We start from the raw sequence: 24,894 nt of genomic DNA, 5'->3' as shown, positions 1-24,894 counted from the left end.
AGACTGGTTTGCGCAGCGCCGGTACGCCCCGCGTCCCGGCCGCGTACCCTGTCCCCCAACCCATCGCCCTCGCATGAAGTGAGCCCCCGGCCATGCCCACAACTCCGGACATGACGACCGCCAGCGATCCCGGCCTCCTCGACACGCTGCAGCACCAAGTGGCCGTGTTCGCCCGCCGTGCGGAGCAGACCCGCCTCGGCGGCGTAGGACAGGTCCGCAACTCCATGGACCGCGCCGCGTACCTGCTGCTCAACCGCCTCGACAAGGAGGGGCCGATGGGTGTCAAAGCGCTCGCGGCGAGCATGGGCATCGACTCCTCGACGGTCACCCGGCAGGTCGCCCCGCTGGTCGACACCGGTCTCGTCAAGCGCACCTCGCACCCCGAGGACGGCCGCGCCGTCGTGCTCCAGCTGTCGCCGCGCGGCGAGGCGCGCCTCAACGAAGTGCGCTCGTCACGGCGTGACCTCATGGCCGAGCTGACCGGCGACTGGTCCCCGGAGGAGCGCGAGAGCTTCTGCACGCTCCTCACGCGCTTCAATTCCGCGCTCTCCGCCCGCCAGGCCTCGCAGCCGGCCCCGGACGCGCCCGCCTCGTAAGGCCGAAAAGCTCCGGGGCGCCCGCCTCTTGACCCGGGACACGTGCCTGGCCTCATATGAGACCGGGGGCCCGGTCCCCTCCAGGCGGGAGGCGCGGTGCGCGAGCGGCAGGCGTTCCTGAACGCCCGCCGGGCCCGGGAGTTCGAGGCGTTCGTCGCGGGCGCGGCAGGGCGGCTGCTGCATGCCGCGACGCTGCTCACCGCCGAACCGTCCGGCGCCAACCCACGCGCGCGTGCCCTGCTCACCGCGTCCCTCGCCCACTCGTACGCGACCTGGGACCGGATGCGCGGCGAGGACCCGTACGACCGCACGCGCCAGCAGCTGGCCCTGCGCTTCGCACGCGGGGCCTGGCGGCGCCACCGCGGCCATGGCGGCATCCTGGCCCGCCTCACGCCCCAGGAGCGGCTGATTCTCGTACTGCGGCTCTACGAGGGCGTCGCCGAGGAGCAGACGGCGGCGCTGCTCGGTCTGCCCGCCGACCGGGTGGAGGCGATCTGCGTCCGCGCGATGGAGACGGTCCTGCACCCGCCGCGCGGCCCGGCGCCGACGCTGCCCCTGGGAGAGGCGGCCCCGTCATGAACCAGTACGACCGAAGGGCCGACGCCGTCCGCCGACTCCTGGACGGCGGCACACCCCCCTCGGCCCCGCCGGAGCTCTATGAGGAAGCCGTCCGGCGCGGCAGCCGCATGCTGCGCCGCAGAAACGCCCTGCGCCGACTGCTGTGGCTGCTGCTGCTCGCAGCGGCGATCGCCTTCGTGGTCTGGGCGTCGGTCGAGCAGCCATGGGTGGAACCGCCGTCGGAGACGACTCCACCCCTCACCCGCTGGTGACCGGGGGCCGCGGCGCGGCCTAGCCCAGCGCCTGCTGCAGGTCGGCCAGCAGGTCGTCGGCGGACTCGATGCCCACGGAGAGGCGCACCAGATCCGCGGGAACCTCGAGCGCCGAGCCCACCACGGAGGCGTGCGTCATCCGCCCCGGGTGCTCGATCAGGGACTCCACACCGCCCAGGGACTCCCCCAGGGTGAACAGCTTCGCCCGGTCGCAGACGGCGACCGCCGCCTCCTCGCCCCCGGCGACCTGGAAGGACACCATCCCGCCGAACGCCTTCATCTGCTTGGCCGCTGTCTCGTGACCGGGGTGCTCCGGAAGCCCGGGGTAGAGAACACGCGTCACGCGCGCGTGCCGCGTCAGCATCTCGGCGATCTTCGTCGCGTTCTCGCTGTGCCGGTCCATCCGGACGGCCAGCGTCTTGATGCCGCGAAGCACCAGCCACGCGTCGAAGGGCCCGGCCACCGCGCCCATCGCGTTCTGGTGGTACGCCAACTCCTCGCCGAGCTCGGCGTCGTCGACGACCAGCGCACCGCCCACGACGTCCGAGTGCCCGCCCATGTACTTCGTCAGGGAGTGCACGACGACATCCGCGCCGAGCGCGAGTGGCTGCTGGAGGTAGGGGCTCGCGAAGGTGTTGTCGACGACGAGCCTGACCCCCGTCTCCTTGGCGACCTGCGCGATCGCGGCGATGTCCGTGATGCCGAGCAGCGGGTTGGAGGGGGTCTCCACCCAGATCGCCTTCGTACGGTCGGTCACCGCGGCCCGTACCGCCGCCGGGTCGGAGGTGTCGGCGACCGACCACTCCACGCCCCACCGGGAGACGACCTTCGCGAAGAGCCGGAACGTGCCGCCGTACGCGTCATCGGGGATGACCACGTGGTCACCGGGAGCGAGCAGCGTACGCAGGAGGCAGTCCTCCGCCGCCAGCCCCGACGCGAAGGCGAGCCCGCGCCTGCCGCCCTCCAGGGCAGCCAGGTTCTCCTCAAGGGCGGTACGGGTGGGGTTGGCGCTGCGGCTGTACTCGTAGCCCCCGCGCAGCCCGCCGACGCCGTCCTGCTTGTACGTCGACACCTGATAGATCGGCGGGACGACCGCGCCGGTGAGCGGGTCGGCGGTGTTGCCCGCGTGGATCGCGACGGTCTCGAAACTCTGGCTCCTGAACGTGTCACTCATGTGGCCAGAGCCTAGTCCGGGGCGGGGAGGGAGCAGACGAGTTCAGGACTGGTTCGCCAAGTGTCAGAGCAGTCTGGTTCGCTTGTACTCATGGAGATTCTCTGGGTGCTGATGGCGGCGATCATGATCGGCGCGGTTCTGGGGCCGTTCCTGCTGCGCAGGCGCGGCGGAATCCGCCAGGTCGCCCCCGGTTCGCCGGACGCCGCGGACCCGGCGAACTACGGCTTCGCGCGCCAGGAGGAGCTGGACATCCGCATGCCGGGCCCGGACCACGACCTCCTGGACGTCCTCGACGTGGTCCAGCAGTCGCAGAGCTGGAAGGCGGCCTCGCAGCTGCTCGCGGGCACGGAGGTGCACGGCGAGGTGCGCTGGCAGCGCGTGCAGGCGTTCGCGGGCGCGGCATCCCTGGAGCTGAAGGAGCGGCCCGGCGGGGTCGGCGACCAGCCCGGCGGGCAGTGGCTGCGGGTGTGGCGCGCCGAGGCGCCCAAGGACGCGGGCGGCGCCGCGGTGCACGCCGAGTTCCTGGTCCAGCAGGCCTGGCGCTCGTCCCAGCCCGGGACCGACGAGTTCCGCATCATCCTGGAGGAGGCGAAGGCGGCCTGCGCACAGGCGGCGCTCCTCTCCCCCGGCGACCCCGTCCCGTACATCATCGAGCTCTCCATCGCGCGTGGCCTCGCGTACCCGCGCGAGGAGTTCGAGCAGCTGTGGCTGAAGATCCTGGACCGCGCGCCCGCGCACATGGGGGCGCATCTGGCGGCCCTGCACTACTGGTGCGAGAAGTGGCACGGCTCGCGCGAGCTGGCCACCGACTTCACCGAGGCCGCGGCGGCCCGCGCCCCCAAGGGCTCGCTGCTGTCCGCGCTCCCGCTCTTCGCGGTGTACGAGCACATGCCCGAGGTGAATCTCGTCCGCGGCTTCTACGAGAGCGAGGTCGTCGCGAAGGCCATGGAGGGCGCGCTGTACGCGGTGCACTCGGCCCGCCCCGACGACCCGATGCTCGCCCATGTGCGGCACCTCCTGCTGTGGTTCCTGGTCCGCAGCGAGCGCTGGGCGGAGGCGATGAACCAGCTGGTGCACGTGGACGGCCACATCGGCGCCCTGCCCTGGACCGAGTCCTTCGACCCCGCCGCGGACTACGCGGTGTACCGCGCGCTCGCGGTCGCGGGGTACGAGGCGAACGGCGGCAGCCCGGCGACGCTGTCGCACTGAGCGCCGCCCCCCCCGAGGGGCGTACCGAGCCCGGCCGAGGAATGCGGCTCGCCCCGCGCACGTTGACGTGAGAGCCGCGCGATCACGCTTCATCCCGCCCCAGGAGGAACGCCCCCATGCTCTTCGGCCGCACGCCCGAGCTTCCCGCCCCCGAGCAGGCCCTGAAGGGCCGAGCGACCCCCGAATTCGAGGTCCCCTCCCGCCACACGGTCCTCGGCAACCCCCTCCTCGGCCCATACCCCGACGGCCTGCAGATGGCGGACTTCGGGCTCGGCTGCTTCTGGGGAGCGGAGCGCAAGTTCTGGCAGACGCAAGGGGTCTGGACGACGTATGTCGGCTATCAGGGCGGCTACACGGAAAACCCCTCCTACGAGGAGGTCTGCTCGGGCCTGACCGGTCACGCGGAGGTGGTCCGCGTGGTCTTCGACCCGGCCCAGGTCTCGTACGCCGCGCTCCTGAAGCTCTTCTGGGAGTCCCACAACCCCACGCAGGGCTTCCGCCAGGGCAACGACGTGGGCACGCAGTACCGCTCGGCGATCTACACCCACTCCGCCGACCAGGAAGCGGGCGCGGTGGCGTCCCGCGACGCGTACCAGCAGGTACTCACCGCGGCGGGCCACGGCGAGATCACCACCACGATCCTCCCGGCGGCCCCCCGCCCGTTCTGGCCGGCCGAGGGCTACCACCAGCAGTACCTGGACAAGAACCCGGACGGCTACTGCGGAATCGGCGGCACGGGCCTCCGGCTGGACAGCCCGTCGGAGACGAACTGGGGCCGCGCCTGCCCGACGGGGATCGCTCCTGCCCCGGGGGCTACGGAGTAGCGGCAGGGCAAAAGCCCCACCCGCCAGCCGTCGGAAGGTCACTTTCAGTCAACGTTGGCCTCGGCGGCATGACCATGCTTCCTAGTCGCCACGATGTTGTTCATGGCGACTTCGGGGGCGAGCAAGAAGCATTTCGGCGGACTGGGTCAATGGTGGGGCGTCCTGGCTGGCGCGCTACTGATCGCGGCGTGGGTCAACTCTGCCGCTGGCCCGGCAGTGGTGGTCATCCTGTCCGCGGTCGTGCTCTTGTGGTGCTTCTTTCAGGCGCCCGTGACGTGCGGCGCAGCGGTTCGAGGGCGCGTAGACGGGTGCCGCAACAACGCCTCGGGTCTGCTGCTGGGGTGCCACATCCGCCAACACCGCTGGCAGAAGCTGAAGATGCTGATTGTCCGTCGGCAGGTGCGCGCCTTCTGCTCAGGGCTGTTCTCTGACGGCAAGGCAGCCATCGTCACGCTGGCCGGGGCAGGCAGCTTCGTATCAGGTCTGGTTGCGTTGGTACCTGGCGTCGTCGTCCAGTGAGGGCGCTAGTGGCCGGGAGGGGCGGCTTCTTTTTATGTCGGTCGCACTGACCTTCTGAGCGTCCCGGTTGCCGGACTATCGGATGACCTACGAGGGGGCAGGGCATGCGCTTCAACAACATGATCTATTTCTCTCGGCGGCGGCTGGAGGCATTTTTCCCGGATCGCCCGCCTAGTACTCCAGCTGTAGATCGTGACCTTGCTGGTGGGGGCCGGTCCGGACATGGGTGCGGCCACCGGTGATCATCAGTGTGTGAAGACAAACGATCAGACGGTGGCCGCAGGTCACGGCATAGATCCCGGCCGTTGGCGGGAGGCGTTCGAGGTGCCCATGGGCCGTATCGCGGGACGGTTCGCCCGGGTCGAACCCCGGCTGCGCGCTGGGCGGTTGGTGCGGGGGCTGTTGTCGGACCTGCCGCGCAAGAACTGCTGGACGCTCGCGCGGAGTGGGCTGGGGAAGGGACTCCGTATGGCATGCAGCACCTCCTGTCACGGGCATCCTGGGACGCCGATGCCGTCCGCGACGATGTCCGCGCGTACGTCGCGGAGCATCTGAACGACGAGGCTGCGGTGCTGGTCGTGGACGAGACCGGGGACGTGAAGAAGGGCGCCCGCACCGTCGGGGTTCAGCGTCAGTACACCGGCACCGCCGGACGGATCGAGAACTCCCAGGTCGCCGTCTACCTCGTCTACGCCGGCGCCCGCGGGCACGCCGCGGTGGACCGGGAGTTGTACGTGACGACCCCGAACGTTGCCGGGCAGCCGGGCTGAGCCAGGAGACCGTCTTCGCGACCAAGCCGGAACTGGCCGCGGCGATGATCGAACGATTCCTGGACGCCGGACACCGCGTCGAGTGGGTGACCGGCGATGAGGTCTACGGCGGGAACCCGAGACTGCGCTCCGCCTTGGAGGAACGTGGGATGGGCTACGTGCTGGCAGTGGCGTGCTCGAGTGAGGTGACCACCCCAGCAGGGAAGTTTCGCGCAGACAACCTGGCGGGGAAACTGCCCAAGAGGGCATGGCAGACGCTCTCCGCCGGACGTGGGGCGAAGGGGCAGCGGTTCTACGACTGGGCCGTCATCGACCTCACCGACCCCGCACCCGGCCACCGCCAACTGCTGATTCGCCGCAACCGGACCGCCGGCGAACTGGCCTACTGTCGCTGCCACTCCATCCACCCGGCACCGCTCAGGACCCTGGTCAAGACGGCCGGCTCCAGGTGGCGGGTCGAGGAGACCTTCCAGGCCGAGAAGGAGCTGGCGGGGCTCGACGAGCACCAGGTCCGCCGCTACCCCTCATGGGCCCGCTGGGTCACCCTCGCCATGCTCGCCCACGCCTTCCTCGCCGTCGTCCGCGCCGACGAACACACCCGCCGACCAGGACCCGACGACCTCATCCCGCTCACCTGCAACGAGATCCAACGACTGTTCCTCACCGTCGCCATCCGACCCCTCCACGGGCTGGCCCACCGGCTCGGCTGGTCTGACTGGCGACGCCGCCACCAGGCGCGATCACGAACGAGTCATTACCGGCGACAAGCCGCGTCCATGACGTGAAGATCACGCTCTACAGCTGGAGCATTAGGGCGCTTAGAGCTTGTCCTTGAACATCGGCTGATCTTGTACATGCGTCTCGTTGGATGAATCGGCGCCCGAGGGCCGCCCCCGCTCGCTGGGTGCTCAGCATCAGGTGGCGTGGGTAGTCGGCGTGGAGGCCGAGGCGAATTCCCCGCTTGCGCCGGAGTTCCTCTGAAGATCCTCAAGTCTCTTGGTGCTACACGCGTCGACCTTAGAAGATCACTCCGGCGCACGCGTTCCGTAGGACCACCGGAAGCGCTGTGTGCCGCCCAGCCATGACCAACTGGGTTCCATGCAATCAGGGGAATGAACGTGAAGTTCACCAGAGTGACCACCGCCACTGCTGTGATAGCTGCAGCCGCAATCTTCAGCACCGGGCTCTCCTACGCCGCTTCAGCAGCCGAGCATGGCCCTGCGGCCCGCACCGTAGCCGCCGCTGCAGACCGGCCCATGACAGCCCAGGAGGAGCTGGACACGCCCGATGGCCAGCGGCTGATTGCAGCGCTGACCGTGATCGACGCGATGCCCGACAGCGTGACGAAGCAAGGAGACGCCGCAGTACAGGCATACCTGGACGAACACCTTGCCGACAGCAAGAACAGCAAGAACGCAGCGGTGGCCTTCGGCTGGTGGCAGAAGGCCAAGTGCGTCACCGCCGTCGCGGGCGCTCTCGCGTCAGCCGCGATTCCGGTTGCGAAGCTCCTCAAGCTCAAGGCATTCATCAAGAAGGTGGGCTCCGTCAAGGAGGCAGCCTCCCTCCTGATCCGCGTCTCCAAGGGCGAGGAGAAGCTCAGCGAACTGGGCGCGACCCTCGGCGGCTTGGCGGGAGCCATCCTCGGTGTCGACATGATCAAAAAGCACTGCAGCTGACCGGAGGTCCGCACCATGACGACTGCCAAGGCACGCACGACCGCGCTGATCACACCAGTCGACCAGGAAGCCCAGGACGAGGCGAAGGCTTTGGCAGGTGATGGCCGCACGGCCAAGGCCGTACGACGCCTGCGAAAGGGCTCGGGCCTAGGACTGGGCGAAGCCCCTGTGGCCTTGAGTCTCCTCACCGAGGGCAACACGCTGCCCACTACCTATAGCCAGGCACTGGACACCCTGCAGGGACTCGACACCCAGCTGGTGACCGAGATGACGGCTCTCCTGAACGGCGGCAATCGCGACGCCGCCATCAGGCTCCTCCGAGAGCGGACCGACATCGACCTCGCCGGCGGCTACCACCTCGTCACGGAGTTGAGCACCCGACTCAGCGGACGCTAACCGTACTGTCAGAACCCGTCTCGGAACCCTGATTCGAGGGTTCCGAGACGGGTTCTCAAGGCGACTTCGTCGTCTACGAAGGGCTCGGTCGGACCGACCGTGACGCTCGCGCAGGACTCTTGCTCCACGCGTCACGCACCCGCTCCGACCTGGCTTTCCCAGGTACTCAAACACGCACTTGCCTAGTGGTCAGCTCCGCTTCAGGACGTCCGAAGGCTACGGAAGCGAAACACAGGGGGCCGTCGGAAGCCAACATGCCGGGGTCGCTGTACAACATCACAGCCATGTGTGGGGCAGGCTCAGGTGTTGGTGCGGTTGCCTTCGGCGTCGCAGGTGGGCATCGCCCAGGCCGTAGCGGTTGAACAGGCGCCAGGGTCCAAGGACGGGCTCTTAGTGGGCGAAGGACTCGGGGCCGAAGCGTCCCCACGCGACGAAACCGGCAAGGGCGACGTAAATCAGGTCCACGGCCATGAACTTGAGCTCGTTGCGCCGGATGCGGGTGGCCACGGCGCCGACCATAAGGATCATCAAGCCGAGGGCGGCCATCGGCACCAGAATCGGCGCGATGTCGAGCGTCGCGGGAAGGATCAGACCCACCGCGGCCAGGACCTCGACAGCTCCGATGGCCTTCACGCCGCCTCTGCTGAAGTCTTCAACCCATCGCGAACTCGCTCCGACGGCGGCGATCCTCTCCCTCGCTAGGAGCAACTTGCCGCCGCCGCCGATCAAGTAGGCGGCCGCGAGCAGCCCGGCGACAATCCACAGGGCAGTAGTCATGACGATTCTCCTGATTCCATGGCGGGCCCCGGCAGTCCTTAGGGCAGCGACGGGGCCTGGATCGGCACGGCTCGTGCCGATCCATGGCTGAATCGTGCCTGCATCCACCCAAGCCTGTCAACGGCACGCCCTGTGCCGATATACGATGGAGGCATGCCTGACACGCCCGCCACCCCACGACGCCGCGGCACAGTGCGCACCCAGGAACTGCTCAGCGTGACGATCGATATCGCCGCCCGGGACGGTTATGCCGGCCTGAGCATCGAGGCGCTCGCCCGCCGGGCAGGCGTGGGCAAGCACACGGTCTACCGCCGCTGGCCGTCCAAATCCGCCCTGATCTTCGATGCGCTCAGCCATGTGTGGACCACTGATCTGGACTACCGCGATACCGGGAATGTCCGCGCGGACCTGCGCGAACAGTTCCTGCGCTCCACCGCAGCGCTCAGCGAGCCACCTCTCGGGCCTCTCTACCGTGCAGTGATCGCCGAAGCGCAGGCGGATCCCGACCTACGGGCAGAACTGCACCAACGCTTCCTGGCCACCGTCGAACAGCGCACCCTCGAACGCACCACGCGCGCGCAGCGCACCGGCGAACTGGCCGCTGACGCGGACCTGACCTTCCCCACCGAAGTCCTCTGCGGCGCCCTCTACTACCGCTACCTGCTCTCGAACCGGCCCGTCGGCACAGCCGAGGTCGACGCGCTGATCGAGATGTTCCTCGCTGCGTACGGAACCCGCAGTTGAGCCCTGCCAGGTACCGCGATCAACGCGTCAGGGTCGCGCAGTTCCGCCTGCCGTCCTGAGTCAGGAGGACATGTGCAACGTGGCGAAGTCTGGTGGGTGAAGTTCGACGAGCGGCGGTTGGTCGTACTGCTGGCGGCAGATGACGCGTCCAGGACCCGGGCGATGCAGGTCGTCACTCCTGCGGCGTCGACACCAGCGGTCCGGGCGTCGAAGTGCAAGTAGGTGCCATGGAAGGATCGCCCTTTGAAGGCGTGCTGCGGTTCGTGTTCCCGCGCCCGGGCTTTTCCCCCTGCACGTGGCTGACCACTGTGTCCCGGGGCGACTTGATCGAGCGGGCGGGCGTCTTGTCCTCCGCGAAGCTCAGCGAGATTGAGGGTGCCCTCCGTCTCGGTGAACCCGGGTAGGCGGAGAGGCGCCACTCACCATCGAGATCACGATCTACGGCTGGAGTACTAGGCGCATGCCAACCGTAGCTGCCTCCGTTGGCTTCCAAGTCGCTGCGGTGGAACTGGCGCCTCCAGCTGCGCGAACGCCCACTGAAGCCGAGTTACACAAACTGCACCAAGTGCGACGGGACATCGAGCGCGAAGCAGCTCACTTCTATGCGCCCGATCTGACTACAGGGGACTGGATCTACTTCGATCTCAGGATGGGATGGAGCACGTCTCACGAAGACAGCGCGCTTCCCGACCTCGATGACGTCCTGTTGTTCTTCGGTTCCTTGCCAAACGAACGCGGACGCGGCGGCACTCCTGTCGATCTCATGCTTTGCGGCTCGACAGAACATCTCCTAGAGAAGACGGCGACCGCCGGACGGATGGGTTCAGGAACCGGGTGGCCGCACAGTCTCATCCTCAAGATCAACGGGTCCGACGCGCGGGGCAGCATGGAGATTCCCGAGGACCTGGATCGGCAAGCCCTGGCAGTACCTCGCGTGAACCAGCCCAACCAGGTTGCACGTTGGGTGTTCGATATGATCGCCCGGCACATGCACCTGCCCATCGCGCCCGCGTACAAGGTTTGGCACGCGTAGATCTCAACATCCCGGAGGGCAATTACGTTCCGCGTCTGATCGTCGCTACTCCCCTCTATGTGCAGGACACCTCACGGAAGCCGACTCGTTGGATCACGAGACTACGTCTCGCGTGACATAGGCTTCTTTGGCCTTGACCAACACCGCGCTTTCAGTCGCGCCATCAATGCCACAGCGACACCCTTCTTCGACGTTTCCACCAGCCAGCCGAAGCTGAAGATTCTCATCATGTGTTGCCATCCCGGATCGCATGATCAACGCCTTGGAATCTAGGCACCGATGAGTGATCAGGCGAACGCCTCAGGGAGCGATCGTCGCGACTGTGTCCCTGGCAAGGGCCGAGAGGCCTGCGGGTACCGAAGTCGCTTGATCAACCACTTGCAGTGCATGCCGCAACAGGGGGCGATTCCGGCCTGAGCTGATGGTGTTCAGGAGTGGCAAGATCTTGTGGATTTCCTCCTCGACCTCTTTCCATGCTTTCCCTTGCGCGTAACTACGCACAAGCCCAATGCGGTAGAGCATGGCACCCCTCGGTGTGGCGCGTTCGAGCGCCTCGTGAAAAATGTGGATAGCCGAACCCAGATCGCTGAGACTCAAGAAGGCATGCCCCGAATGCCCTCTGACCTCTTGCTGGTTCACCCACCATGTCCACTCTGGGTCTCGCGGATCTAGAGAATCCTCAAGCCCTCCACGTGCCGCACTCAGGTCAATCAAGGCGCGCTGTCGTTCCCCTATCTGCGCCAGTGCCCTGCCGCGCCTGACGCGAGCGAGTAGTGCGACGCGGGGAGGAATTCGGCGCCGCGACAAGACCTCTTCAGCAATACGGAGGACTCCTCCGGGCCGGTCTCGCTCCGTGTCGAGCATGGCGAGCATGTCCAGGGCAAACCACTCAAGGGGGCGCTCACCTGCGTGACGGGCCAGCATGTGCGATTCGAGGAACGCGCTGCGGGCGGCGTCGTGTGCCCCAGCATCGAACAGAAGCCATCCAGCGACTTCGGCGGCTTCCGACACGGCGGCCAGGTAGCGTCGCTGCGCCGCTTCCGGGATTTCTCCGGCATCAAGCTTGCGTTGGGCAGAGCGCCAAACTTGAACTGCGACGGGAGCCACAGAATCCCCGCCGTGCTGGTCAGCGTGCCGAAGAGTGAACGCCGCACTCTCTTTCATGTGCGAGATATCCGAATCCGGACCACTGAACTCGACTGCCGCGAGTGCGCTTTTCGGCGCGGCCAATTGCGCTAATTCCCCGCCAGCCTGAAGGAAATCATCCAGCATTTCGGCCAACTGGACGGAGGGGCGCTGACGGCTGTTGGAAACACGAGACAGATAGGCCACGTTGTAGTTGAGCGCACGAGCAGTGCCGCGCAGGCTCATCCCTCTCTCCGTGAGGAGTGCGCGGAGCTTGATTCCGAAGTCGGCGCTCATGGGCTTCCCCTGGTGTTGACCGTGGCCTCCACCTTAGCTGTCAACGGCTGTCAACTCCCGCTAGCGCAGGCCTAATGGCAAGGATGGCGAGACAGACCCCGGCGACCGTGCGACCGGCCCCGGGGCATGGTCAACGCTGATAAGGAGCGTCAACATGCCGGACTCTTCACCCGGGTCGCCAAGCCGTCGTCACGGCCTCTGCCTCCTCATCCGGAGCACCACTGGGCCTTCGACGTGGCCTCACCTGCCCCTGGCCCGGGCCATCTGGCCCCGCCTGCTGCACAGGATGGAGGTGACGGCATGACGAATCAGGTGAGGGTGCTGCCTTGGTCGACGCTAGATGGGAACCCTTGCGTTCTCGTGGGTCCGGGCACCGGCTTCATGGCGCGGATGGCCGACAACATCGAGAGCGTGCAACTGGGCATGGCAGGTGATCTGCTCGGGCATGCGGCGGACACGATCGCTGACCGCAAGGCCACGCCTGAGGAACTCCGCTTCGTGGCTGCCCGGCTGACCGAGTCGCTTCGGGAGGTCCACCGGATCGCGGAGAGCCGGGGAGATCGCTTGTCCGCTTTCGACCCATCCGATGTGGACGACAGCGACGAGGACGACGACGATCCGCAGCATCCGGCAGGGGCGGTCGAGTGAGTGAGGGCGGCTTGCCACGAGGCCGTTTCGTGCCGCTCGAATGGACGCTGGCGGCCATGCCAGGGACGGCCGTGCGCCACGTAGGTAAGTGCCTCGTCTGTAGTGAGCACTCGGTGGATTTGGCTGACCCGGATGAGGTGCAGCTGACCCGGATGAGGTGCAGTTGTGGTGTCTCCGGCACGCAGGCATGACGCACCACACCGGATTCGAGCTGTCGGCGGTTCAGTTCTTCAGTGCCACGATCACCCATCCTGCCTTGGGTGAGGCGGGCTCGCCGACGTAGTGCAGGGCGGGGCTGGCGTGGCGTCACTGCGCCAGTTCCGCCGGTTCGACGCTCCTGGCCTGGAAGGGGAGAGCGGTAGGCGCTAGTTCCCCCGGTCTGCCGCTGCGGCCCCGGTTCTTCTTGTCGAAAGAACTGCCGCTGAGCAGGATGATTCCGATGACCGCGGTCAGCGCCCCGACCGGAAGCCGGAGCAGGAGCAGGCTGGTCGCCACGTGGTAGAGGCCGGAGCTTCCGCGCACCCTTCGCAGTGAGACCGCTCCGGCGACCGCTGCCGAGAACAGCCCGATGAACTCGATGAGGCACACGCTTCGCCAGGTCGGCGTGGTCCCGAAGGGCATACCAGAGCGGGCCTGTACGAGGACGGACAGCCCCTTCCAGCGCAGTTCCTCCTGCGGCGCGATGCGCAGGAGGGCGACCTCGGCCTCGTGAACATTGGCCAGCGCCCGGTCGGTCGCCCCGCCGGTGGTCCGCGACCAGAGGCTGCTCTCCTGCAGGGAATCCCTGGCCGCCTTGAGTTGCATCGCGGCTTTCCGGAGGATCTCCGCGTCCTGCGGTGAGTTCTCGGCGGCCTGCATGCCGAAGCGGTTGATCTGACCCTGCAGGTCGGCGATATGGGCCGTGATGCGCTGACACCACGAGTTGTTCCTGTGTACGGCGACGTCGCCTTGGGCATCCGTTTTTTCCTGCGTCAGTCGCCTCTTCGAGGCCGGTGCCCGGCGCCGCGGCTAGTGGCCGCCGCCGCTGGGCTCGAATTGCGTCAGCATCTGTTCCAGAGCCGCCTGGTCCGGGCCCACGAAGGCCGTTTCGCCGGCTGCCGAGCCCAGGGTGTCGATCATCGGTCCGGCGATTCCCACCGCCGGTGGCAGATGCGTGGAGAAGATGAACTCGGGTCCTCTGTCCCGTAGTTGCTGGAAGCTGCCGAGGAACTTCTGTGGGTCCACGTTGTGCACCCACGGGCTGTCGACCGTGGCCCACAGCAGCTGCGCCGCACGCAGGTCCTCCGGGGCGACGGCACGGACGTCGTCGGCCTGGGCCAGTTCGGCGCTGGGCAGCGGGCCTCCGAAGCAGTCCGAGCTGAAGCAGGCTCCCGAGAGGTCGTCGAAGAAGCCAACGGTGGCCGGGTTGTCGAACAGCGGTGGCCGGACCCCGGTGAGGGTGCGGTCGCCCACGTCCAGGGTCTGGCCCGGGTTGAGCAGATAGACGCGATCCAGCGGCACCGGCCGCTCGCAGGACATGATTCCGCAGGCCAGGAACGTGGTCACGAGACGGGCCTCGGGCGCAGCGGCCAGCAGGTCGAAGATCGCGCCCGTGTGATCACGGTCCGGGTGGGTCAGCCAGATCCAGCGCACGTCGGCGGGGTCGATGACGGACGCGACCTCGTCCAGGAAGTTCCGGTCGGGCAGCCCGAGGCCGGTGTCGACGACGACGGGCTGGGCGGCGTGCAGCACGAAGGCGTTGACCGGGATGTGCCCGATCCCCGGAACCTCGAGACTGTCGCTCAGGACGCTGACGTCCGGGCGAACCTTGCGCACGACCATGACGCACCTCCGAGCCCCCCAGGGGTGGTGATCGCGCCGCGGCCTACCTCTCCATCGTCGGCCCATCCGACGACCCCCGCATCCGGGCCCTTCCGGGCCCTTCCGGGCCCTTCCGGGCCCTCTGCCGTCAGCGAATCTGCCGCAGGCCAAGAAGTCTTACGCGGCGGGAGGGGGCGGCCGAAGGTGGTGGGACAGGAAAGACCCACCGTCAGGAGGACCAACGATGCCGACCGTCGTCAGTGCCCCGCGAGCAGCCTCCGAGGGCGAGACGCCCTCGACGCGGTTCGACGATCATCTGGCCGCGCAGCTGCTGACCCAGCGGATCATCTTCCTCGGGACCCAGGTCGACGAGGTGTCCGCGAACCGCGTGTGCGCGCAGATGCTGCTGCTTTCCGCCGAGGACCCGCGGACCGACATCAGCCTCTACATCAACAGCCCGGGCGGGTCCGTCACCGCGGGGCTCGCCATCTACGACACCCTGCGGCTGATCCCGAACGACGTCTCGACCCTCGCCATGGGATTCGCCGCCAGCATGGGGCAGTTCCTGGTGACCGTCGGCACCGCGGGCAAGCGGTACGCCCTGCCCAACGCGCGGATCATGATGCACCAGCCGTCCGCCGGCATCGGCGGCACCACCGCCGACATCGCCATCCAGGCCGAGAACCTGGAGTTCACGAAGAAGTCCGTCGAACGGATCACCGCCGAGCACACCGGTCAGTCACCGGAGACCATCTCGCGTGACGGGGATCGCGACCGGTGGTTCACCGCCGAGCAGGCCAAGGAGTACGGGATGGTCGACCGGGTGCTCGATTCGCTCGCCGATGTACGGCCTGCCGCGTCGAAGCCGCGTATGGGACTGGGGGTCTGACCGAGATGAGCCAGTACACGATTCCGACCGTCGTCGAGCGCACCCCCCAGGGCGAGCGTGCCTACGACGTCTACAGCCGCCTCCTCTCGGAGCGGATCATCTTCCTCGGGACCGAGATCGACGACGGTGTGGCCAACGTCGTCATCGCGCAGCTGCTGCACCTGGAGTCCTCGAACCCGGAGCGCGAGGTCGCCATCTACATCAACTCGCCCGGAGGATCGTTCACTTCGCTCATGGCCATCTACGACACCATGAGCTTCGTCAGCGCCCCGATCTCGACGTTCTGCGTCGGGCAGGCCGCTTCCACCGCCGCCGTGCTCCTCGCCGGAGGCGACCCCGGTCGGCGGTTCGTCCTGGAGCACTCGCGCGTCCTGCTCGGGCAGCCCGCGAGCGGCGGGCAGCAGGGCACCGTCTCCGACCTCGCTCTCCAGGCCAAGGAGATGCTGCGGATCCGCTCGCAGGTGGAGGACGTCCTGTCCCGGCACTCGGGACACGATGTCGCCACGCTGCGCGCGGACATGGACCGTGACAAGGTCTTCACCGCCGAGGACGCGGTGGCGTACGGACTCGCCGACGAGGTCCTCAGTCGGCGGATGCTCGCCGCGGCCTGATCCCGTCAGTCAGGCCGCCAGTCGGATGTCTCCCTGGCGCGGGCTCGTGCGCGTCGGCTGCGGGGCGGCGTGCCGGATCAACTCGGTCTGGGCCAGGGAGAGCAGGTCAGCCAGGCTCAGGCCGAGCGCACGGGCGCCGGCCGCGAGGACTTCGGAGGAAGCCTCCTTGCGGCCGCGCTCCAGCTCGGAGAGGTACGGCATCGAGATGCGGGCCGCCTCCGCGACGTCCTTGAGCGTACGTTCCTGGGCGAGGCGCTCGCGGCGCAGCACGTCACCGACCACGTCACGCCACAGGGGCTCTTTCGCCGCCGGTGTCACGGGAGTTGGCACGGGAGTCGTACGCACGGGGGCGGGGCGCTGCGGCGCGGGCCGCTCCGAGCGCGGGCGCGGGCGCAACGGGATGACGCGGGCCTGCTGCTCGCTCTGCCGGCCCTGCTCCGGTTCGTGGTACCGCTCTTGGCTGCTCACCCTCTCAGCGTAGGAGCCGCCCGGCCCTGCGGGCAGTGATCGGCGTTCCGCCCCCCGCGAACGCCCCGCGCGAACGCCCCGGCGAACACCCCGTGCGGAGGCCTCCCGTCAGCGCGTCACGTCAGCGCCTCCGCGAGCGCCTCCGTCGCCTTGACCATCCACGCGGGGTCGCCGTGCCGCATCCCCCAGTGCGCCGCCGTCACCGCCCGCGCCTGCGCCCACCGCCTGGCCCGTTCGCGGTCGACCTCCGCCGCGTCGGCGAAGACGGCGAGTCTGCGCAGGGCCGCGGCCCGTGGATCGGGCGCGGTGAGCAAGGGCTCGAAACGGCTGCGGAGCAGCGTGATCGAGTCGTACGCCGGGTCGCCGACGTAGCCCTTGGGGTCGATGGCGAGCCAGGGGTCTCGCTCCGGCCCTTCGGACCCCTCCGACCTCTCCGCCCCCTCCGACCCCTCCGGCCTCTCCGACCTCAGTACGTTGGTGAAGTGCAGGTCCCCGTGGATGAGGGTGTCGGGCTGATCCCGGCCCAGTTCCCGCACGGTCCCGATCGCGGCGGCCACCACGCGGGCCGGCAGCGGTGACCCCAACTCCCGGTCCTCGTCCCGCAGTTCACACTCCCACTCGGCCACGAGCGAGCTCATCCGCGGCAGCCCCGGCGGCGCGGGCACGGCGAGGCGGCGCGCCAGGCGCCCGACCACGGCCACCGCCTCGTCGGTGTCCTCCACGTCGGCCAACGAACCCCCGCCCGCTCCGGCCGCAGCCCCGGCCCGCTCAAGGAGCATCGCGAACCGCGCGTCGTCCCGCTCGTACAGCCGGACCGCGCCCCGGCCCGACCACACCGCGAAGGCGTCCGGCTCGTGCACGTTGCCGGGGTGCGGGAAGGAGATCTTCAGGACGGCGGGCATCCCGTCGTGCGTCCGTCTCACGGGGACGATGATGCCGACCTGCCCGTGCGTGACCGCCTCCGTCGGCTCGCACTTCCAGCGCCGGAGCAGATCACCGGCCAGCTCGGGAAGTGTCGCGAGCCAGGCCCTGCCCCGCTCGCCCTCCCGCTGGACCGTGCTCAGCGCGAAGCTCTCTGGTACCTCGATGGGTGTCCCGGTCATCCCGGCACCCTAGCGAGGACGGCGGATGGCTACGGTTCACCCCATGCCCTTCGCTGAAGCCGCCGACGGCACCGCCCTGCACTACGAGGTCCACGGCTCCGGCCGCCCCCTGGTCCTGCTCAGCGGGCAGTCCAACAGCCGCCGCTGGTGGGACCCGGTGCGGGGTGGCTTCGATGCCGCGTACACGACCGTCGTACTGGACTGGCGCGGCACCGGCGAGAGCGGCCGCCCCGACACCGACAGCTACAGCACGCCCGGCTTCGCCCGCGACGTCGTCGCCGTGCTCGACCACGCGGGTATCGACCGCGCGCATGTGTACGGAACGTCGATGGGCGGCCGGGTCGCCCAGTGGCTGGCCGCCGACCATCCGGAGCGGGTGGACCGGCTCGTCCTCGGCTGTACGTCGCCGGGGGCGCCGCACGGCGTCGAACGCGGGCCGGAGGTGCGCGCCGCGCTCGGGCAGGGCGACGCGGCGGCAGCGCGGCGGGCCCTGCTGGAGCTGATGTACACCCCCGGCTGGCTCGCCCGGCAGGGGGAACGGCAGGTGTTTCACACCCTCGGCGATCCGGACATGCCCCCGCACGCCCGTCGGCGCCATCTGCGGGCCAGCGCGCGGCACGACGCCTGGGACGCGCTGCCGCGGATCGCGGCGCCGACCCTCGTCGTGCACGGGGCCGACGACGCGTTCAACCCGGCCGCCAACGCGCCCTTGCTCGCGGAACGTGTCCCCGGGGCGCGGATGCGGCTCATCTCCGGTGCGCGGCACGCGTACTTCGAGGAGTTCGCGGAGGTCGCGACGCCGCTCGTGCTGGGTTTCCTGGCGGAGGTCGGGTCCTAGCTTCCGCTGCCGTACGGCCTGGTGAGGATCTCCAGGCTGTGGCCGTCCGGGTCGTCCCAGTACGCGCCCCGGCCGCCGTCGTTGGTGTTGATCTCGCCCACGACCGTGTGGTGCGGGTCGGCCCAGTAGGTGAGCCCCGCGTCCTTGATGCGGCCGAAGATGGCGTCGAAGTCGTCCTCGGAGACCAGGAAGGCGTAGTGCTGCGGGGTGATCGGTTCGCCGCTCTCCATGTAGTCGAGCGTGACGCCGTTCGGGATCTCGACGGGGATGAACGGCCCGTACTGGGGGCTCACTTCGAGGCCCAGGATGTCGGCGAGGAACTGAGCGGACGCCTTCTTGTCCTTGGCGGCGACGATGGTGTGGTTGAGCGCGATGGACATCGTGCGACCTCTTCCCTGCTTCGTCTGAAGTGCCGTGCTGATGTCCACCACCCTAGGCACGCGCCCTGCCCCCGGCATCGGTCACATGGCCCCCCACCTGGTGCGCAATGCGGCCTAGGGCCGCAGGCCGAGTCGAGTTCCGGCCATGCGGCCCCAGGCTGGAGCGGGCGTGCTCAGAGCGGGCCTGCTCAGAGCGGGCCTGCTCAGAGCGGGCCTGCTCAGATCGTCGACGCGTCGATCACGAAGCGGTAGCGCACGTCACTGGCGAGCACGCGCTCGTACGCCTCGTTGATCTGGTCGGCGTCGATCAGCTCGATCTCCGAACCCAGGCCGTGCTCGGCGCAGAAGTCCAGCATGTCCTGGGTCTCGCGGATGCCGCCGATCATGGAGCCCGCGAGGGTCTTGCCGCCGCCGATCACGGAGAACAGGTTGAGCGAGACCGGCTCCTCGGGGGCGCCGACGTTCACGAAGGAACCCTCCGGGCGCAGCAGGCCCAGGTACTTGTCCAGGGGCAGCGGCGCGGAGACCGTCGAGAGGATCAGGTCGAAGGAACCGGCGAGCTGTTCGAACGTCGACTCGTCGCTGGTCGCGTAGTAGTGGTCGGCGCCCAGCTTCAGGCCGTCGTCCTTCTTACGCAGGGTCTGCGAGAGGACGGTGACCTCCGCGCCCATGGCGTGCGCGATCTTGACGCCCATGTGGCCGAGACCGCCGAGGCCGACGACGGCGACCTTCTTGCCGGGGCCCGCGTTCCAGCGGTGGAGCGGGGAGTACGTGGTGATGCCGGCGCACAGGAGCGGCGCGGCGACGTCCAGGGACAGGCCGTCGGGGATGCGCAGGGTGAAGGCCTCGTCGACGACGATGTGCGTGGAGTAGCCGCCGTAGGTGGGCTCGCCGCTCTTGTCGAGGGCGTTGTACGTCTGGATGTTGCCCTGGGCGCAGTACTGCTCAAGGCCTGCCTTGCAGTTGTCGCACTCGCGGCAGGAGTCGACCATGCAGCCGACGCCGACGCGGTCGCCGACCGCGAACTTGGTGACGGCGGAGCCGACCTCGGTGACGACGCCGGCGATCTCGTGGCCCGGCACCATCGGGAAGATGCCCTCGCCCCAGCCGTCGCGCGCCTGGTGGATGTCCGAGTGGCAGATGCCGGCGTACTTGATGTCGATCAGTACGTCGGACGCGCCCACGGGGCGGCGCGGGACGGTGGTCCGCTCCAGGGGGGCCTTGGCGGAGGGCGCGGCGTAAGCGGAGACGGTGGTGGTGCTGGTCTGTGCGGTCATGCCATCCACCGTGCCAGCCTTGCGGGCATCTACCCAGGTCACGGCTTTGCGTACGTCCAGTGGTCCTACTACTGGTGGGGACAGGCTCAGCTGCGTACGACCCCGGATACTGGACTGTATGGACGCCGACCAGCCAGCGCACTCCCCCGCCGCGCACTCCACCGCCCCCGAGCCGCCGGAGCCCCTCGACGGGCGCGCCGAGCTCAGCGAGTTCCTGCGCACCCGCAGGGCCCGGCTGCAGCCGGAGGATGTCGGCCTGCCGAACTTCGGGCGTCACCGGAGGGTGCCGGGGCTGCGCCGCGAGGAGCTCGCGCAGCTCGCGGGGGTGTCCGTGGCGTACTACACGCGTCTTGAGCAGGGCAACGGCCGCAACGTATCGGGCGAGGTCCTGGACGCGATCGCCCGTGCCCTGCGTCTGACGGACGCCGAGCACGCCCACCTGACGCATCTGGCCAAGCCGAAGCAGCACAAGAAGAAGCGCGCGGCACGCCCGCAGCGTGTGCGGCCCGCGCTGCTCCAGCTCGTCGACGCGCTGGACGGCGTCCCCGCCTATGTGGCAGGACGCCGCACGGACATCCTCGGCTGGAACCGCATGGCCGCCGCGCTCTTCGGCGACTGGGGTGCGCTGCCGCCGGAGGAGCGGAACTGGGCCCGGATCTGTTTTCTGCGGCCCGAGTCGCGCGTCCTGTTCCGGGACTGGGACCAGAAGGCGTCGGACATCGTGAGCTTCCTGCGGATGGACGCGGGCTGCTATCCGAACGACCCGCTGCTCTCGGCCCTGGTCGGCGAGCTCTCCGTGAAGAGCGAGGAGTTCCGGAGCCTGTGGGCCACGCATGACGTGCGGGAGAAGGGCCACGGCGTCAAGCGCCTGCATCACTCCCTGGTGGGCGATCTGACCCTGTCGTACGAGACGCTCCGCCTCCCCGACGACCACGACCAGTCACTGATCACGTACCACGCGGAGCCGGACTCGGCGTCGGCGGACGCGCTACGCCTCCTCGCCAACTGGGGAGCGGACGCCACGCGCGCCGGAGCGGCGGGGGCGGGGAGCTAGCTCTCCCGGGCGCCCGCCGGGCCTACTGCGCTGCTTGTTGGTGGACCAGTACCGGCACGTTCGGTGCGAACGCGGTGACCGCCGCGTGAAGCGCCTCTGGGTCCACGCGCCAGAAGGTGATCGGGCGGCTGGCGAGGAGAAGGTCGTACTCCACGTGCGGAGCGACTCTCTCCGCCGATTGTGGCGTCATCTTGCTGTTCGGTCCGGCAAGGCGAGGAGCCCCCGGTCGGCGCCTGAGGCCTATGTGGTTGATTCCTTGACCGGCCGTTTTCTGGTACCAGAGGACCACCGACTCGATGTCTTCCCATGGCGCGAAGGCCGTTTGCTTCTTGTACTGAGCCGGGGCGCCACCGAGCAGGACACCTTCACTGTCCACCCGAAAGGCCACCAGCTTCTTCCATCCCGCGCCGAACAGCAGTTGGAAAGGAGTGCGGAGGAACGTGGCCTCGTAGACGCGCGGATCATTGTCGGGCATGGGAAAACCTACCGGTGCGTTGATGGGCTGCTGTCGGGGACGAGAAGTGGACCGCCACGCGGGTGCACCACTCTATGCAGGCGCGGAAAGCGGAGCGGAACTCGGCGTCCGCCGAGAAGGCCCGCTTCGTCCGCTGACGTCCGCTGACGTCGGCTTACTCTGCGGTGGGTGGTGCCGGCACGCTCGCTCCCCAGTCCCACAACGCCTGCAGGACCGGGCCGAGTTCTTTCCCGTGGGGGGTGAGTTCGTAGGTGACCGTGGAGGGCCAGGCAGGTGTCCTGGTACGCAGGACGACACCCGCGGCGACCAGCTGGCCCAGCCGCTCCGTGAGCACCTTGTCCGACAACTCCGGCAGTGTGGACGCCAGTTCGCTGTACGTGTAGGAACCGGTCCGCAGCAGTTCACGGACGATCAGGGTGGTCCAGCGTCCGCGCAGGGCGGCGAGGGTGATCTCCACGGGGCAGCCGGGGGTGGGTGCCTCGACGCGGGCCCGGGGGTCGTCGGGGAGCCCCTGGCCCGCGCCCTGGCTTACCGTTCGGTGAGTCACGAGGGCGCCTCCTACTGTGCGGTCTGTGCGGTTGTCGAGCCGTGCCAGAAGGGTTGCCCATGCCGAACATTCCCCTGCCCACGCGCGCCGCCGACGTCCCCGCGGCCTTCGCCGAGCGGTTCAACAGCGGGGACCCGGGGGCGGTGCACGAACTGTACGAGGAGAGTGCCGCGTTCGTGCCGGAGTCGGGGGACGCGGTGCACGGCCTCGCGGCCATCGCGCGGGAGAACGGCCCGTTCCTCGCGATCGGACTGCCCATCTCCGTGCACCCCCGCCATGTGCACGTCTCCGGCGACATCGCGCTGCTCGTCGTCGACTGGGAGATCGAGGGCGTCGTGAAGTCCACCGCCACGGACGTGGCGAGACGCGGCGCCGACGGGTACTGGCGATACGTGATCGACAGTCCGTTCGGCGCCGCGCCCGGCGTGAGCGGCTAGCTCACGCGATGACCTGCCCGCGGTCTACTTGCCGTAGTAGGCGTTGTAGATCGACAGCGTCGACTTGTTCCCCGCCCGACTTCGCGCCGGAGCCGGCCGCGACGGACGCGACGTGGGTGCCGTGGCCGTGGCGGTCCTCGGCGTCCGCCGCGGGCGTGAGTGGGTCACGGAGCGGTCCGCTCCGTGACCTTGATCCGCCCGCCCCGGATCGTCGCGAGCCGGGGCGCCCTGTCTGCGATGGCGCTGTCGTGCGTCACCATCACGAACGTCAGCCCGTGCTCCTTCCAGAGCCCTTCGAGCAGCTCCATGATCTCGTCGCGCGTGGACGCGTCGAGGTCGCCGGTCGGCTCGTCGGCGAGCAGTACCTTCGGCCGTTTCACCAGGGCGCGGGCGATGGCCACGCGCTGCTGCTGGCCGCCGGAGAGCTCGGCGGGCAGCCGGCTGCGGCGCTCGGCGAGGCCCACGGACGCCAGCGCGTCGGCGGCGCGCTCGCGGCGGTCCGCGGCGCGCAGGCCCGTCGGGACGAGCGCCGTCTCGACGTTCTCCTCGGCGCTGAGCGTGGGAATCAGGTTGCAGGACCGGAAGACGAAGCCGATGGACTCGGCGCGCACCTTGGTCAGCCGCGCCTCGGGCAGCGCGGCCAGGTCGACGCCGTCGAGCTCGACGCTGCCGGACGTAGGCCGGTCGAGCCCGCCGAGCATCTGCAGGAGCGTGGACTTGCCGCCGCCCGTCGGGCCCTGGACGACGAGCCGGTCACCGTCGCCGATGGCCAGGTCCACCCCGGCGAGCACGTCAACGGTCTCCGTGCCCCTGCGGTACTGCTTGGTGACGTCCTTGAGCTGGTACATGCGGTGACTCCTGCGGTACGGCCACGGCGAGGGCCGTCGGCGAGCGTGCGTGTACGCGAAGCTAGGTACGCCCCCTGATCGTCGGGTAAGGGCGGCTTGAGAGAAGGATGAGAAGCCACGACGGCGGCGGCCCGCACCCCCGTCGAGGGGTGCGGGCCGCCGCCGTTCGTCGCGTGCTCGGCGTCCTAGACGGCCGAACCGGCCTTCCACTGGGCCCAGTCCATGACCCAGCCGTTGAAGCCGTTGTCGGGCTGGACCGTCTTGTCGCCGGTGTTCCGGACGTCCACGACGTCACCGACCATCGAGTTGTCGTAGAACCAGGCGCCCGGGGTGCTCTTGTCGCCCGCGCCCTTGGCGTCCTCGAGGCCGACACAGCCGTGGCTGGTGTTGGCGCCGCCGAAGATGGACTTCGCGCCCCAGTAGTTGCCGTGGATGAACGTGCCGGAGTTCGACAGACGCATGGCGTGCGGCACGTCCTTGATGTCGTACTCGCCCTTGCCGTCGTCGTCCGTGAAGCCGACCGTCGCGCCGTTCATCCGGGTCTCCTTGAACTTCTCGGAGATCACCATCTTGCCGTTGTACGTCTTGTTCTCCGGGGAGCCCGCGGAGATCGGGATGGTCTTGACGACCTTGCCGTCCCGCATGACCTTCATCTGCTTGGTCTTGGCGTCGACCACGGAGACCTGGTTACGGCCGATCTTGAACTGGACCGTCTTCTCCTGGACGCCGGTGACGCCGTCCGCGCCCTCGACACCGTCCAGGGCCAGCTTCATGGTGACCGTGGAGTTGCCCTGCCAGTAGTCCTCGGGGCGGAAGTCCAGGCGGTTGTTGCCGAACCAGTGGCCGACGACTTCCTGGCCGCTGCTCGACGACACCTTGATGTGGGACTGGACGTCCTTCTTGTTCGTGATCGCCTTGTCGAAGTTGATCGACACCGGCATGCCCACGCCGACCGTGGAGCCGTCCTCGGGCGTGAAGTTCCCGATGAAGCTGTTGTCCGGCGAGACCGTCGTGAACTTCGAGTTCTCGTGCGCCTTGCGGCCGTCGGAGTCCTTGGCGGTCGCGGAGATCTTGTACGTGGTCGCACGCTCCAGCTGGCCGCTGGGCTTCCAGCTCTTCTTGTCGGCAGCTATCTGCCCCTCGACCGCGGTGCCGGTCTCGGTCGTCATCGTGACATCCGTGAGCGAACCCTTGCTCACCGTGACCTTGGCCGCGCTGTTGATGCTCGCGTTGTCGGAGCCGTCCTTGGGCGCGATCTTGATGTCGGCCTCGGACGTCTTCTTGGCGGCGGCTTCGTCGACCTGGTTCTGCGACTCCTTGCCGCCACCGGCACTGTTCTTGTCGCCGTCGTCGCCGCTACAGGCCGAGAGCACAAGGACGCCGCCGACCAGAGCGGACACGGCCGCAAGACCCTTGCGCCGTCCGCGCCGACGCCTACTGTCCGTCATCACACGCTTCTCCATCGTTGCCGAAATCCCCAACACGCCAAGAACGCCGGGAGTCCCCGTAATCCCGCATAACGTCCTGCCCGGTTCGTCCCGTTCCACTT

29 protein-coding genes and 2 pseudogenes are annotated in these 24,894 nt (G+C 68.7%); 18 read left to right on the top strand and 13 right to left on the bottom strand.

The annotated features are described in order from the left end of the window. Positions 1–92 precede the first annotated feature (92 nt). From ABXJ52_RS23245 to ABXJ52_RS23235, 3 genes are all read left to right on the top strand, one after another. Complete coding sequence (locus tag ABXJ52_RS23245) at positions 93–596, top strand: MarR family transcriptional regulator (protein WP_367044589.1); 504 nt, start codon at positions 93–95, stop codon at positions 594–596. A gap of 96 nt (positions 597–692) precedes the next feature. After that, on the top strand, positions 693–1,175 hold the full coding sequence (locus ABXJ52_RS23240) for a sigma factor-like helix-turn-helix DNA-binding protein (protein WP_367044588.1): 483 nt from the start codon (positions 693–695) through the stop codon (positions 1,173–1,175). Continuing rightward, positions 1,172–1,426, top strand: coding sequence for a hypothetical protein (locus ABXJ52_RS23235; RefSeq protein ID WP_367044587.1), 255 nt, complete (start codon positions 1,172–1,174; stop codon positions 1,424–1,426). Before ABXJ52_RS23240 ends, ABXJ52_RS23235 begins: the two co-directional genes overlap by 4 nt. Positions 1,427–1,445: 19 nt before the next feature. On the opposite strand, the gene ABXJ52_RS23230 is transcribed toward ABXJ52_RS23235, so the two are convergent. Continuing rightward, complete coding sequence (locus tag ABXJ52_RS23230; protein WP_367044586.1) at positions 1,446–2,600, bottom strand: cystathionine gamma-synthase; 1,155 nt, start codon at positions 2,598–2,600, stop codon at positions 1,446–1,448. 90 nt (positions 2,601–2,690) lie between these two features. Between ABXJ52_RS23230 and ABXJ52_RS23225 the strand changes: the two genes are divergently transcribed. From ABXJ52_RS23225 to ABXJ52_RS23200, 6 genes and pseudogenes are all read left to right on the top strand, one after another. Beyond that, entirely contained in the window at positions 2,691–3,809 is a 1,119-nt protein-coding gene (locus tag ABXJ52_RS23225) for a hypothetical protein (RefSeq protein WP_367044584.1), read from the top strand. Between the two features lie 116 nt (positions 3,810–3,925). Then, the gene (msrA, locus tag ABXJ52_RS23220; protein WP_367044583.1) at positions 3,926–4,633 is read left to right on the top strand and encodes a peptide-methionine (S)-S-oxide reductase MsrA; all 708 of its coding nucleotides are present in this window, start codon (positions 3,926–3,928) and stop codon (positions 4,631–4,633) included. Positions 4,634–4,735: 102 nt separating this feature from the next. Continuing rightward, entirely contained in the window at positions 4,736–5,152 is a 417-nt protein-coding gene (locus tag ABXJ52_RS23215; RefSeq protein WP_367044582.1) for a hypothetical protein, read from the top strand. 330 nt (positions 5,153–5,482) lie between these two features. Continuing rightward, positions 5,483–6,707 (top strand): annotated as a pseudogene (locus tag ABXJ52_RS23210) (IS701 family transposase). Between the two features lie 327 nt (positions 6,708–7,034). After that, on the top strand, positions 7,035–7,598 hold the full coding sequence (locus ABXJ52_RS23205) for a hypothetical protein (protein ID WP_367044581.1): 564 nt from the start codon (positions 7,035–7,037) through the stop codon (positions 7,596–7,598). A gap of 15 nt (positions 7,599–7,613) precedes the next feature. Further along, positions 7,614–7,994 carry a hypothetical protein gene (locus ABXJ52_RS23200; protein ID WP_367044580.1) on the top strand — a complete coding sequence of 127 codons (381 nt, stop codon included), beginning with the start codon at positions 7,614–7,616 and terminating at the stop codon, positions 7,992–7,994. 390 nt (positions 7,995–8,384) lie between these two features. Here the strand turns inward: ABXJ52_RS23200 and ABXJ52_RS23195 are convergent, their stop codons facing one another. Beyond that, positions 8,385–8,771 (bottom strand): DoxX family protein, encoded by a 387-nt coding sequence (locus tag ABXJ52_RS23195; protein WP_367044579.1) that lies wholly within the window; start codon positions 8,769–8,771, stop codon positions 8,385–8,387. Positions 8,772–8,924: 153 nt separating this feature from the next. Between ABXJ52_RS23195 and ABXJ52_RS23190 the strand changes: the two genes are divergently transcribed. The 3 genes and pseudogenes from ABXJ52_RS23190 (at position 8,925) to ABXJ52_RS23180 (ending at position 10,548) form a co-directional block, all read left to right on the top strand. Further along, entirely contained in the window at positions 8,925–9,515 is a 591-nt protein-coding gene (locus ABXJ52_RS23190; protein ID WP_367044578.1) for a TetR/AcrR family transcriptional regulator, read from the top strand. Positions 9,516–9,587: 72 nt separating this feature from the next. Continuing rightward, positions 9,588–9,919 (top strand): annotated as a pseudogene (locus tag ABXJ52_RS23185) (type II toxin-antitoxin system PemK/MazF family toxin). A gap of 56 nt (positions 9,920–9,975) precedes the next feature. Then, positions 9,976–10,548, top strand: coding sequence for an SAVMC3_10250 family protein (locus ABXJ52_RS23180; protein WP_367044577.1), 573 nt, complete (start codon positions 9,976–9,978; stop codon positions 10,546–10,548). Positions 10,549–10,848: 300 nt separating this feature from the next. On the opposite strand, the gene ABXJ52_RS23175 is transcribed toward ABXJ52_RS23180, so the two are convergent. After that, positions 10,849–11,970, bottom strand: a complete 1,122-nt coding sequence (locus ABXJ52_RS23175; RefSeq protein ID WP_367044576.1) for a helix-turn-helix transcriptional regulator — start codon at positions 11,968–11,970, stop codon at positions 10,849–10,851. 300 nt (positions 11,971–12,270) lie between these two features. On the opposite strand from ABXJ52_RS23175, the gene ABXJ52_RS23170 reads away from it, so the two are divergent. After that, positions 12,271–12,618 (top strand): hypothetical protein, encoded by a 348-nt coding sequence (locus ABXJ52_RS23170; protein WP_367044575.1) that lies wholly within the window; start codon positions 12,271–12,273, stop codon positions 12,616–12,618. Positions 12,619–12,924: 306 nt separating this feature from the next. Here ABXJ52_RS23170 and ABXJ52_RS23165 read toward each other — a convergent pair whose 3' ends face one another. Together ABXJ52_RS23165 and ABXJ52_RS23160 are read right to left on the bottom strand one after the other, a co-directional pair. Continuing rightward, positions 12,925–13,476, bottom strand: coding sequence for a hypothetical protein (locus tag ABXJ52_RS23165; protein WP_367044574.1), 552 nt, complete (start codon positions 13,474–13,476; stop codon positions 12,925–12,927). A gap of 150 nt (positions 13,477–13,626) precedes the next feature. Continuing rightward, positions 13,627–14,439: an MBL fold metallo-hydrolase gene (locus ABXJ52_RS23160; protein ID WP_367044572.1), complete on the bottom strand. Its 813-nt coding sequence runs from the start codon at positions 14,437–14,439 to the stop codon at positions 13,627–13,629. 223 nt (positions 14,440–14,662) lie between these two features. On the opposite strand from ABXJ52_RS23160, the gene ABXJ52_RS23155 reads away from it, so the two are divergent. Together ABXJ52_RS23155 and ABXJ52_RS23150 are read left to right on the top strand one after the other, a co-directional pair. Further along, on the top strand, positions 14,663–15,307 hold the full coding sequence (locus tag ABXJ52_RS23155; RefSeq protein WP_367044571.1) for an ATP-dependent Clp protease proteolytic subunit: 645 nt from the start codon (positions 14,663–14,665) through the stop codon (positions 15,305–15,307). A 5-nt stretch (positions 15,308–15,312) separates the two neighbouring features. Next, complete coding sequence (locus tag ABXJ52_RS23150; protein ID WP_367044570.1) at positions 15,313–15,918, top strand: ATP-dependent Clp protease proteolytic subunit; 606 nt, start codon at positions 15,313–15,315, stop codon at positions 15,916–15,918. A gap of 9 nt (positions 15,919–15,927) precedes the next feature. Here ABXJ52_RS23150 and ABXJ52_RS23145 read toward each other — a convergent pair whose 3' ends face one another. Next, entirely contained in the window at positions 15,928–16,386 is a 459-nt protein-coding gene (locus ABXJ52_RS23145) for a helix-turn-helix transcriptional regulator (protein ID WP_367044566.1), read from the bottom strand. Between the two features lie 116 nt (positions 16,387–16,502). Next, a complete protein-coding gene (locus ABXJ52_RS23140) occupies positions 16,503–17,489 on the bottom strand; it encodes an aminoglycoside phosphotransferase family protein (RefSeq protein WP_367044565.1) in 987 nt (328 codons plus the stop codon). A 43-nt stretch (positions 17,490–17,532) separates the two neighbouring features. Between ABXJ52_RS23140 and ABXJ52_RS23135 the strand changes: the two genes are divergently transcribed. After that, a complete protein-coding gene (locus ABXJ52_RS23135) occupies positions 17,533–18,327 on the top strand; it encodes an alpha/beta fold hydrolase (RefSeq protein WP_367044564.1) in 795 nt (264 codons plus the stop codon). Here ABXJ52_RS23135 and ABXJ52_RS23130 read toward each other — a convergent pair. Both ABXJ52_RS23130 and ABXJ52_RS23125 read right to left on the bottom strand, forming a co-directional pair. Next, a complete protein-coding gene (locus ABXJ52_RS23130; protein ID WP_367044563.1) occupies positions 18,324–18,707 on the bottom strand; it encodes a VOC family protein in 384 nt (127 codons plus the stop codon). The genes ABXJ52_RS23135 and ABXJ52_RS23130 overlap by 4 nt on opposite strands. A gap of 218 nt (positions 18,708–18,925) precedes the next feature. Next, positions 18,926–19,984: an NAD(P)-dependent alcohol dehydrogenase gene (locus ABXJ52_RS23125; RefSeq protein WP_367044562.1), complete on the bottom strand. Its 1,059-nt coding sequence runs from the start codon at positions 19,982–19,984 to the stop codon at positions 18,926–18,928. A gap of 118 nt (positions 19,985–20,102) precedes the next feature. Between ABXJ52_RS23125 and ABXJ52_RS23120 the strand changes: the two genes are divergently transcribed. Continuing rightward, positions 20,103–21,038, top strand: a complete 936-nt coding sequence (locus ABXJ52_RS23120; protein ID WP_367044561.1) for a helix-turn-helix transcriptional regulator — start codon at positions 20,103–20,105, stop codon at positions 21,036–21,038. 22 nt (positions 21,039–21,060) lie between these two features. Here ABXJ52_RS23120 and ABXJ52_RS23115 read toward each other — a convergent pair whose 3' ends face one another. Both ABXJ52_RS23115 and ABXJ52_RS23110 read right to left on the bottom strand, forming a co-directional pair. After that, a complete protein-coding gene (locus ABXJ52_RS23115; protein ID WP_367044560.1) occupies positions 21,061–21,513 on the bottom strand; it encodes a hypothetical protein in 453 nt (150 codons plus the stop codon). A 154-nt stretch (positions 21,514–21,667) separates the two neighbouring features. Continuing rightward, on the bottom strand, positions 21,668–22,060 hold the full coding sequence (locus tag ABXJ52_RS23110; RefSeq protein ID WP_367044559.1) for a helix-turn-helix domain-containing protein: 393 nt from the start codon (positions 22,058–22,060) through the stop codon (positions 21,668–21,670). A 59-nt stretch (positions 22,061–22,119) separates the two neighbouring features. Here ABXJ52_RS23110 and ABXJ52_RS23105 point away from each other — a divergent pair, with 59 nt between their 5' ends. Continuing rightward, on the top strand, positions 22,120–22,497 hold the full coding sequence (locus ABXJ52_RS23105; RefSeq protein ID WP_367044558.1) for a nuclear transport factor 2 family protein: 378 nt from the start codon (positions 22,120–22,122) through the stop codon (positions 22,495–22,497). A 164-nt stretch (positions 22,498–22,661) separates the two neighbouring features. On the opposite strand, the gene ABXJ52_RS23100 is transcribed toward ABXJ52_RS23105, so the two are convergent. Both ABXJ52_RS23100 and ABXJ52_RS23095 read right to left on the bottom strand, forming a co-directional pair. Next, a complete protein-coding gene (locus ABXJ52_RS23100; RefSeq protein ID WP_367044557.1) occupies positions 22,662–23,345 on the bottom strand; it encodes an ABC transporter ATP-binding protein in 684 nt (227 codons plus the stop codon). Positions 23,346–23,530: 185 nt separating this feature from the next. Then, the gene (locus tag ABXJ52_RS23095; RefSeq protein ID WP_367044556.1) at positions 23,531–24,793 is read right to left on the bottom strand and encodes an Ig-like domain-containing protein; all 1,263 of its coding nucleotides are present in this window, start codon (positions 24,791–24,793) and stop codon (positions 23,531–23,533) included. Positions 24,794–24,894 lie beyond the last annotated feature (101 nt).

Origin of the sequence: Streptomyces sp. Je 1-332, assembly GCF_040730185.1 — a bacterium.
Lineage (GTDB): Bacteria > Actinomycetota > Actinomycetes > Streptomycetales > Streptomycetaceae > Streptomyces.
This window is presented reverse-complemented; position numbering and strand designations above follow the sequence as displayed.

Coding starts and splice junctions, on each gene's coding strand:
- ABXJ52_RS23215 (WP_367044582.1), top strand. CDS start 4,736: ATGGCGACTTCGGGGGCGAGCAAGAAGCATTTCGGCGGACTGGGTCAA.
- ABXJ52_RS23245 (WP_367044589.1), top strand. CDS start 93: ATGCCCACAACTCCGGACATGACGACCGCCAGCGATCCCGGCCTCCTC.
- ABXJ52_RS23150 (WP_367044570.1), top strand. CDS start 15,313: ATGAGCCAGTACACGATTCCGACCGTCGTCGAGCGCACCCCCCAGGGC.
- ABXJ52_RS23105 (WP_367044558.1), top strand. CDS start 22,120: ATGCCGAACATTCCCCTGCCCACGCGCGCCGCCGACGTCCCCGCGGCC.
- ABXJ52_RS23140 (WP_367044565.1), bottom strand. CDS start 17,489: ATGACCGGGACACCCATCGAGGTACCAGAGAGCTTCGCGCTGAGCACG.
- ABXJ52_RS23155 (WP_367044571.1), top strand. CDS start 14,663: ATGCCGACCGTCGTCAGTGCCCCGCGAGCAGCCTCCGAGGGCGAGACG.
- msrA (WP_367044583.1), top strand. CDS start 3,926: ATGCTCTTCGGCCGCACGCCCGAGCTTCCCGCCCCCGAGCAGGCCCTG.
- ABXJ52_RS23130 (WP_367044563.1), bottom strand. CDS start 18,707: ATGTCCATCGCGCTCAACCACACCATCGTCGCCGCCAAGGACAAGAAG.
- ABXJ52_RS23230 (WP_367044586.1), bottom strand. CDS start 2,600: ATGAGTGACACGTTCAGGAGCCAGAGTTTCGAGACCGTCGCGATCCAC.
- ABXJ52_RS23100 (WP_367044557.1), bottom strand. CDS start 23,345: ATGTACCAGCTCAAGGACGTCACCAAGCAGTACCGCAGGGGCACGGAG.
- ABXJ52_RS23195 (WP_367044579.1), bottom strand. CDS start 8,771: ATGACTACTGCCCTGTGGATTGTCGCCGGGCTGCTCGCGGCCGCCTAC.
- ABXJ52_RS23125 (WP_367044562.1), bottom strand. CDS start 19,984: ATGACCGCACAGACCAGCACCACCACCGTCTCCGCTTACGCCGCGCCC.
- ABXJ52_RS23225 (WP_367044584.1), top strand. CDS start 2,691: ATGGAGATTCTCTGGGTGCTGATGGCGGCGATCATGATCGGCGCGGTT.
- ABXJ52_RS23135 (WP_367044564.1), top strand. CDS start 17,533: ATGCCCTTCGCTGAAGCCGCCGACGGCACCGCCCTGCACTACGAGGTC.
- ABXJ52_RS23180 (WP_367044577.1), top strand. CDS start 9,976: ATGCCAACCGTAGCTGCCTCCGTTGGCTTCCAAGTCGCTGCGGTGGAA.
- ABXJ52_RS23190 (WP_367044578.1), top strand. CDS start 8,925: ATGCCTGACACGCCCGCCACCCCACGACGCCGCGGCACAGTGCGCACC.
- ABXJ52_RS23170 (WP_367044575.1), top strand. CDS start 12,271: ATGACGAATCAGGTGAGGGTGCTGCCTTGGTCGACGCTAGATGGGAAC.
- ABXJ52_RS23115 (WP_367044560.1), bottom strand. CDS start 21,513: ATGCCCGACAATGATCCGCGCGTCTACGAGGCCACGTTCCTCCGCACT.
- ABXJ52_RS23095 (WP_367044556.1), bottom strand. CDS start 24,793: ATGACGGACAGTAGGCGTCGGCGCGGACGGCGCAAGGGTCTTGCGGCC.
- ABXJ52_RS23200 (WP_367044580.1), top strand. CDS start 7,614: ATGACGACTGCCAAGGCACGCACGACCGCGCTGATCACACCAGTCGAC.
- ABXJ52_RS23120 (WP_367044561.1), top strand. CDS start 20,103: ATGGACGCCGACCAGCCAGCGCACTCCCCCGCCGCGCACTCCACCGCC.
- ABXJ52_RS23175 (WP_367044576.1), bottom strand. CDS start 11,970: ATGAGCGCCGACTTCGGAATCAAGCTCCGCGCACTCCTCACGGAGAGA.
- ABXJ52_RS23205 (WP_367044581.1), top strand. CDS start 7,035: ATGAACGTGAAGTTCACCAGAGTGACCACCGCCACTGCTGTGATAGCT.
- ABXJ52_RS23235 (WP_367044587.1), top strand. CDS start 1,172: ATGAACCAGTACGACCGAAGGGCCGACGCCGTCCGCCGACTCCTGGAC.
- ABXJ52_RS23165 (WP_367044574.1), bottom strand. CDS start 13,476: ATGCAGGCCGCCGAGAACTCACCGCAGGACGCGGAGATCCTCCGGAAA.
- ABXJ52_RS23160 (WP_367044572.1), bottom strand. CDS start 14,439: ATGGTCGTGCGCAAGGTTCGCCCGGACGTCAGCGTCCTGAGCGACAGT.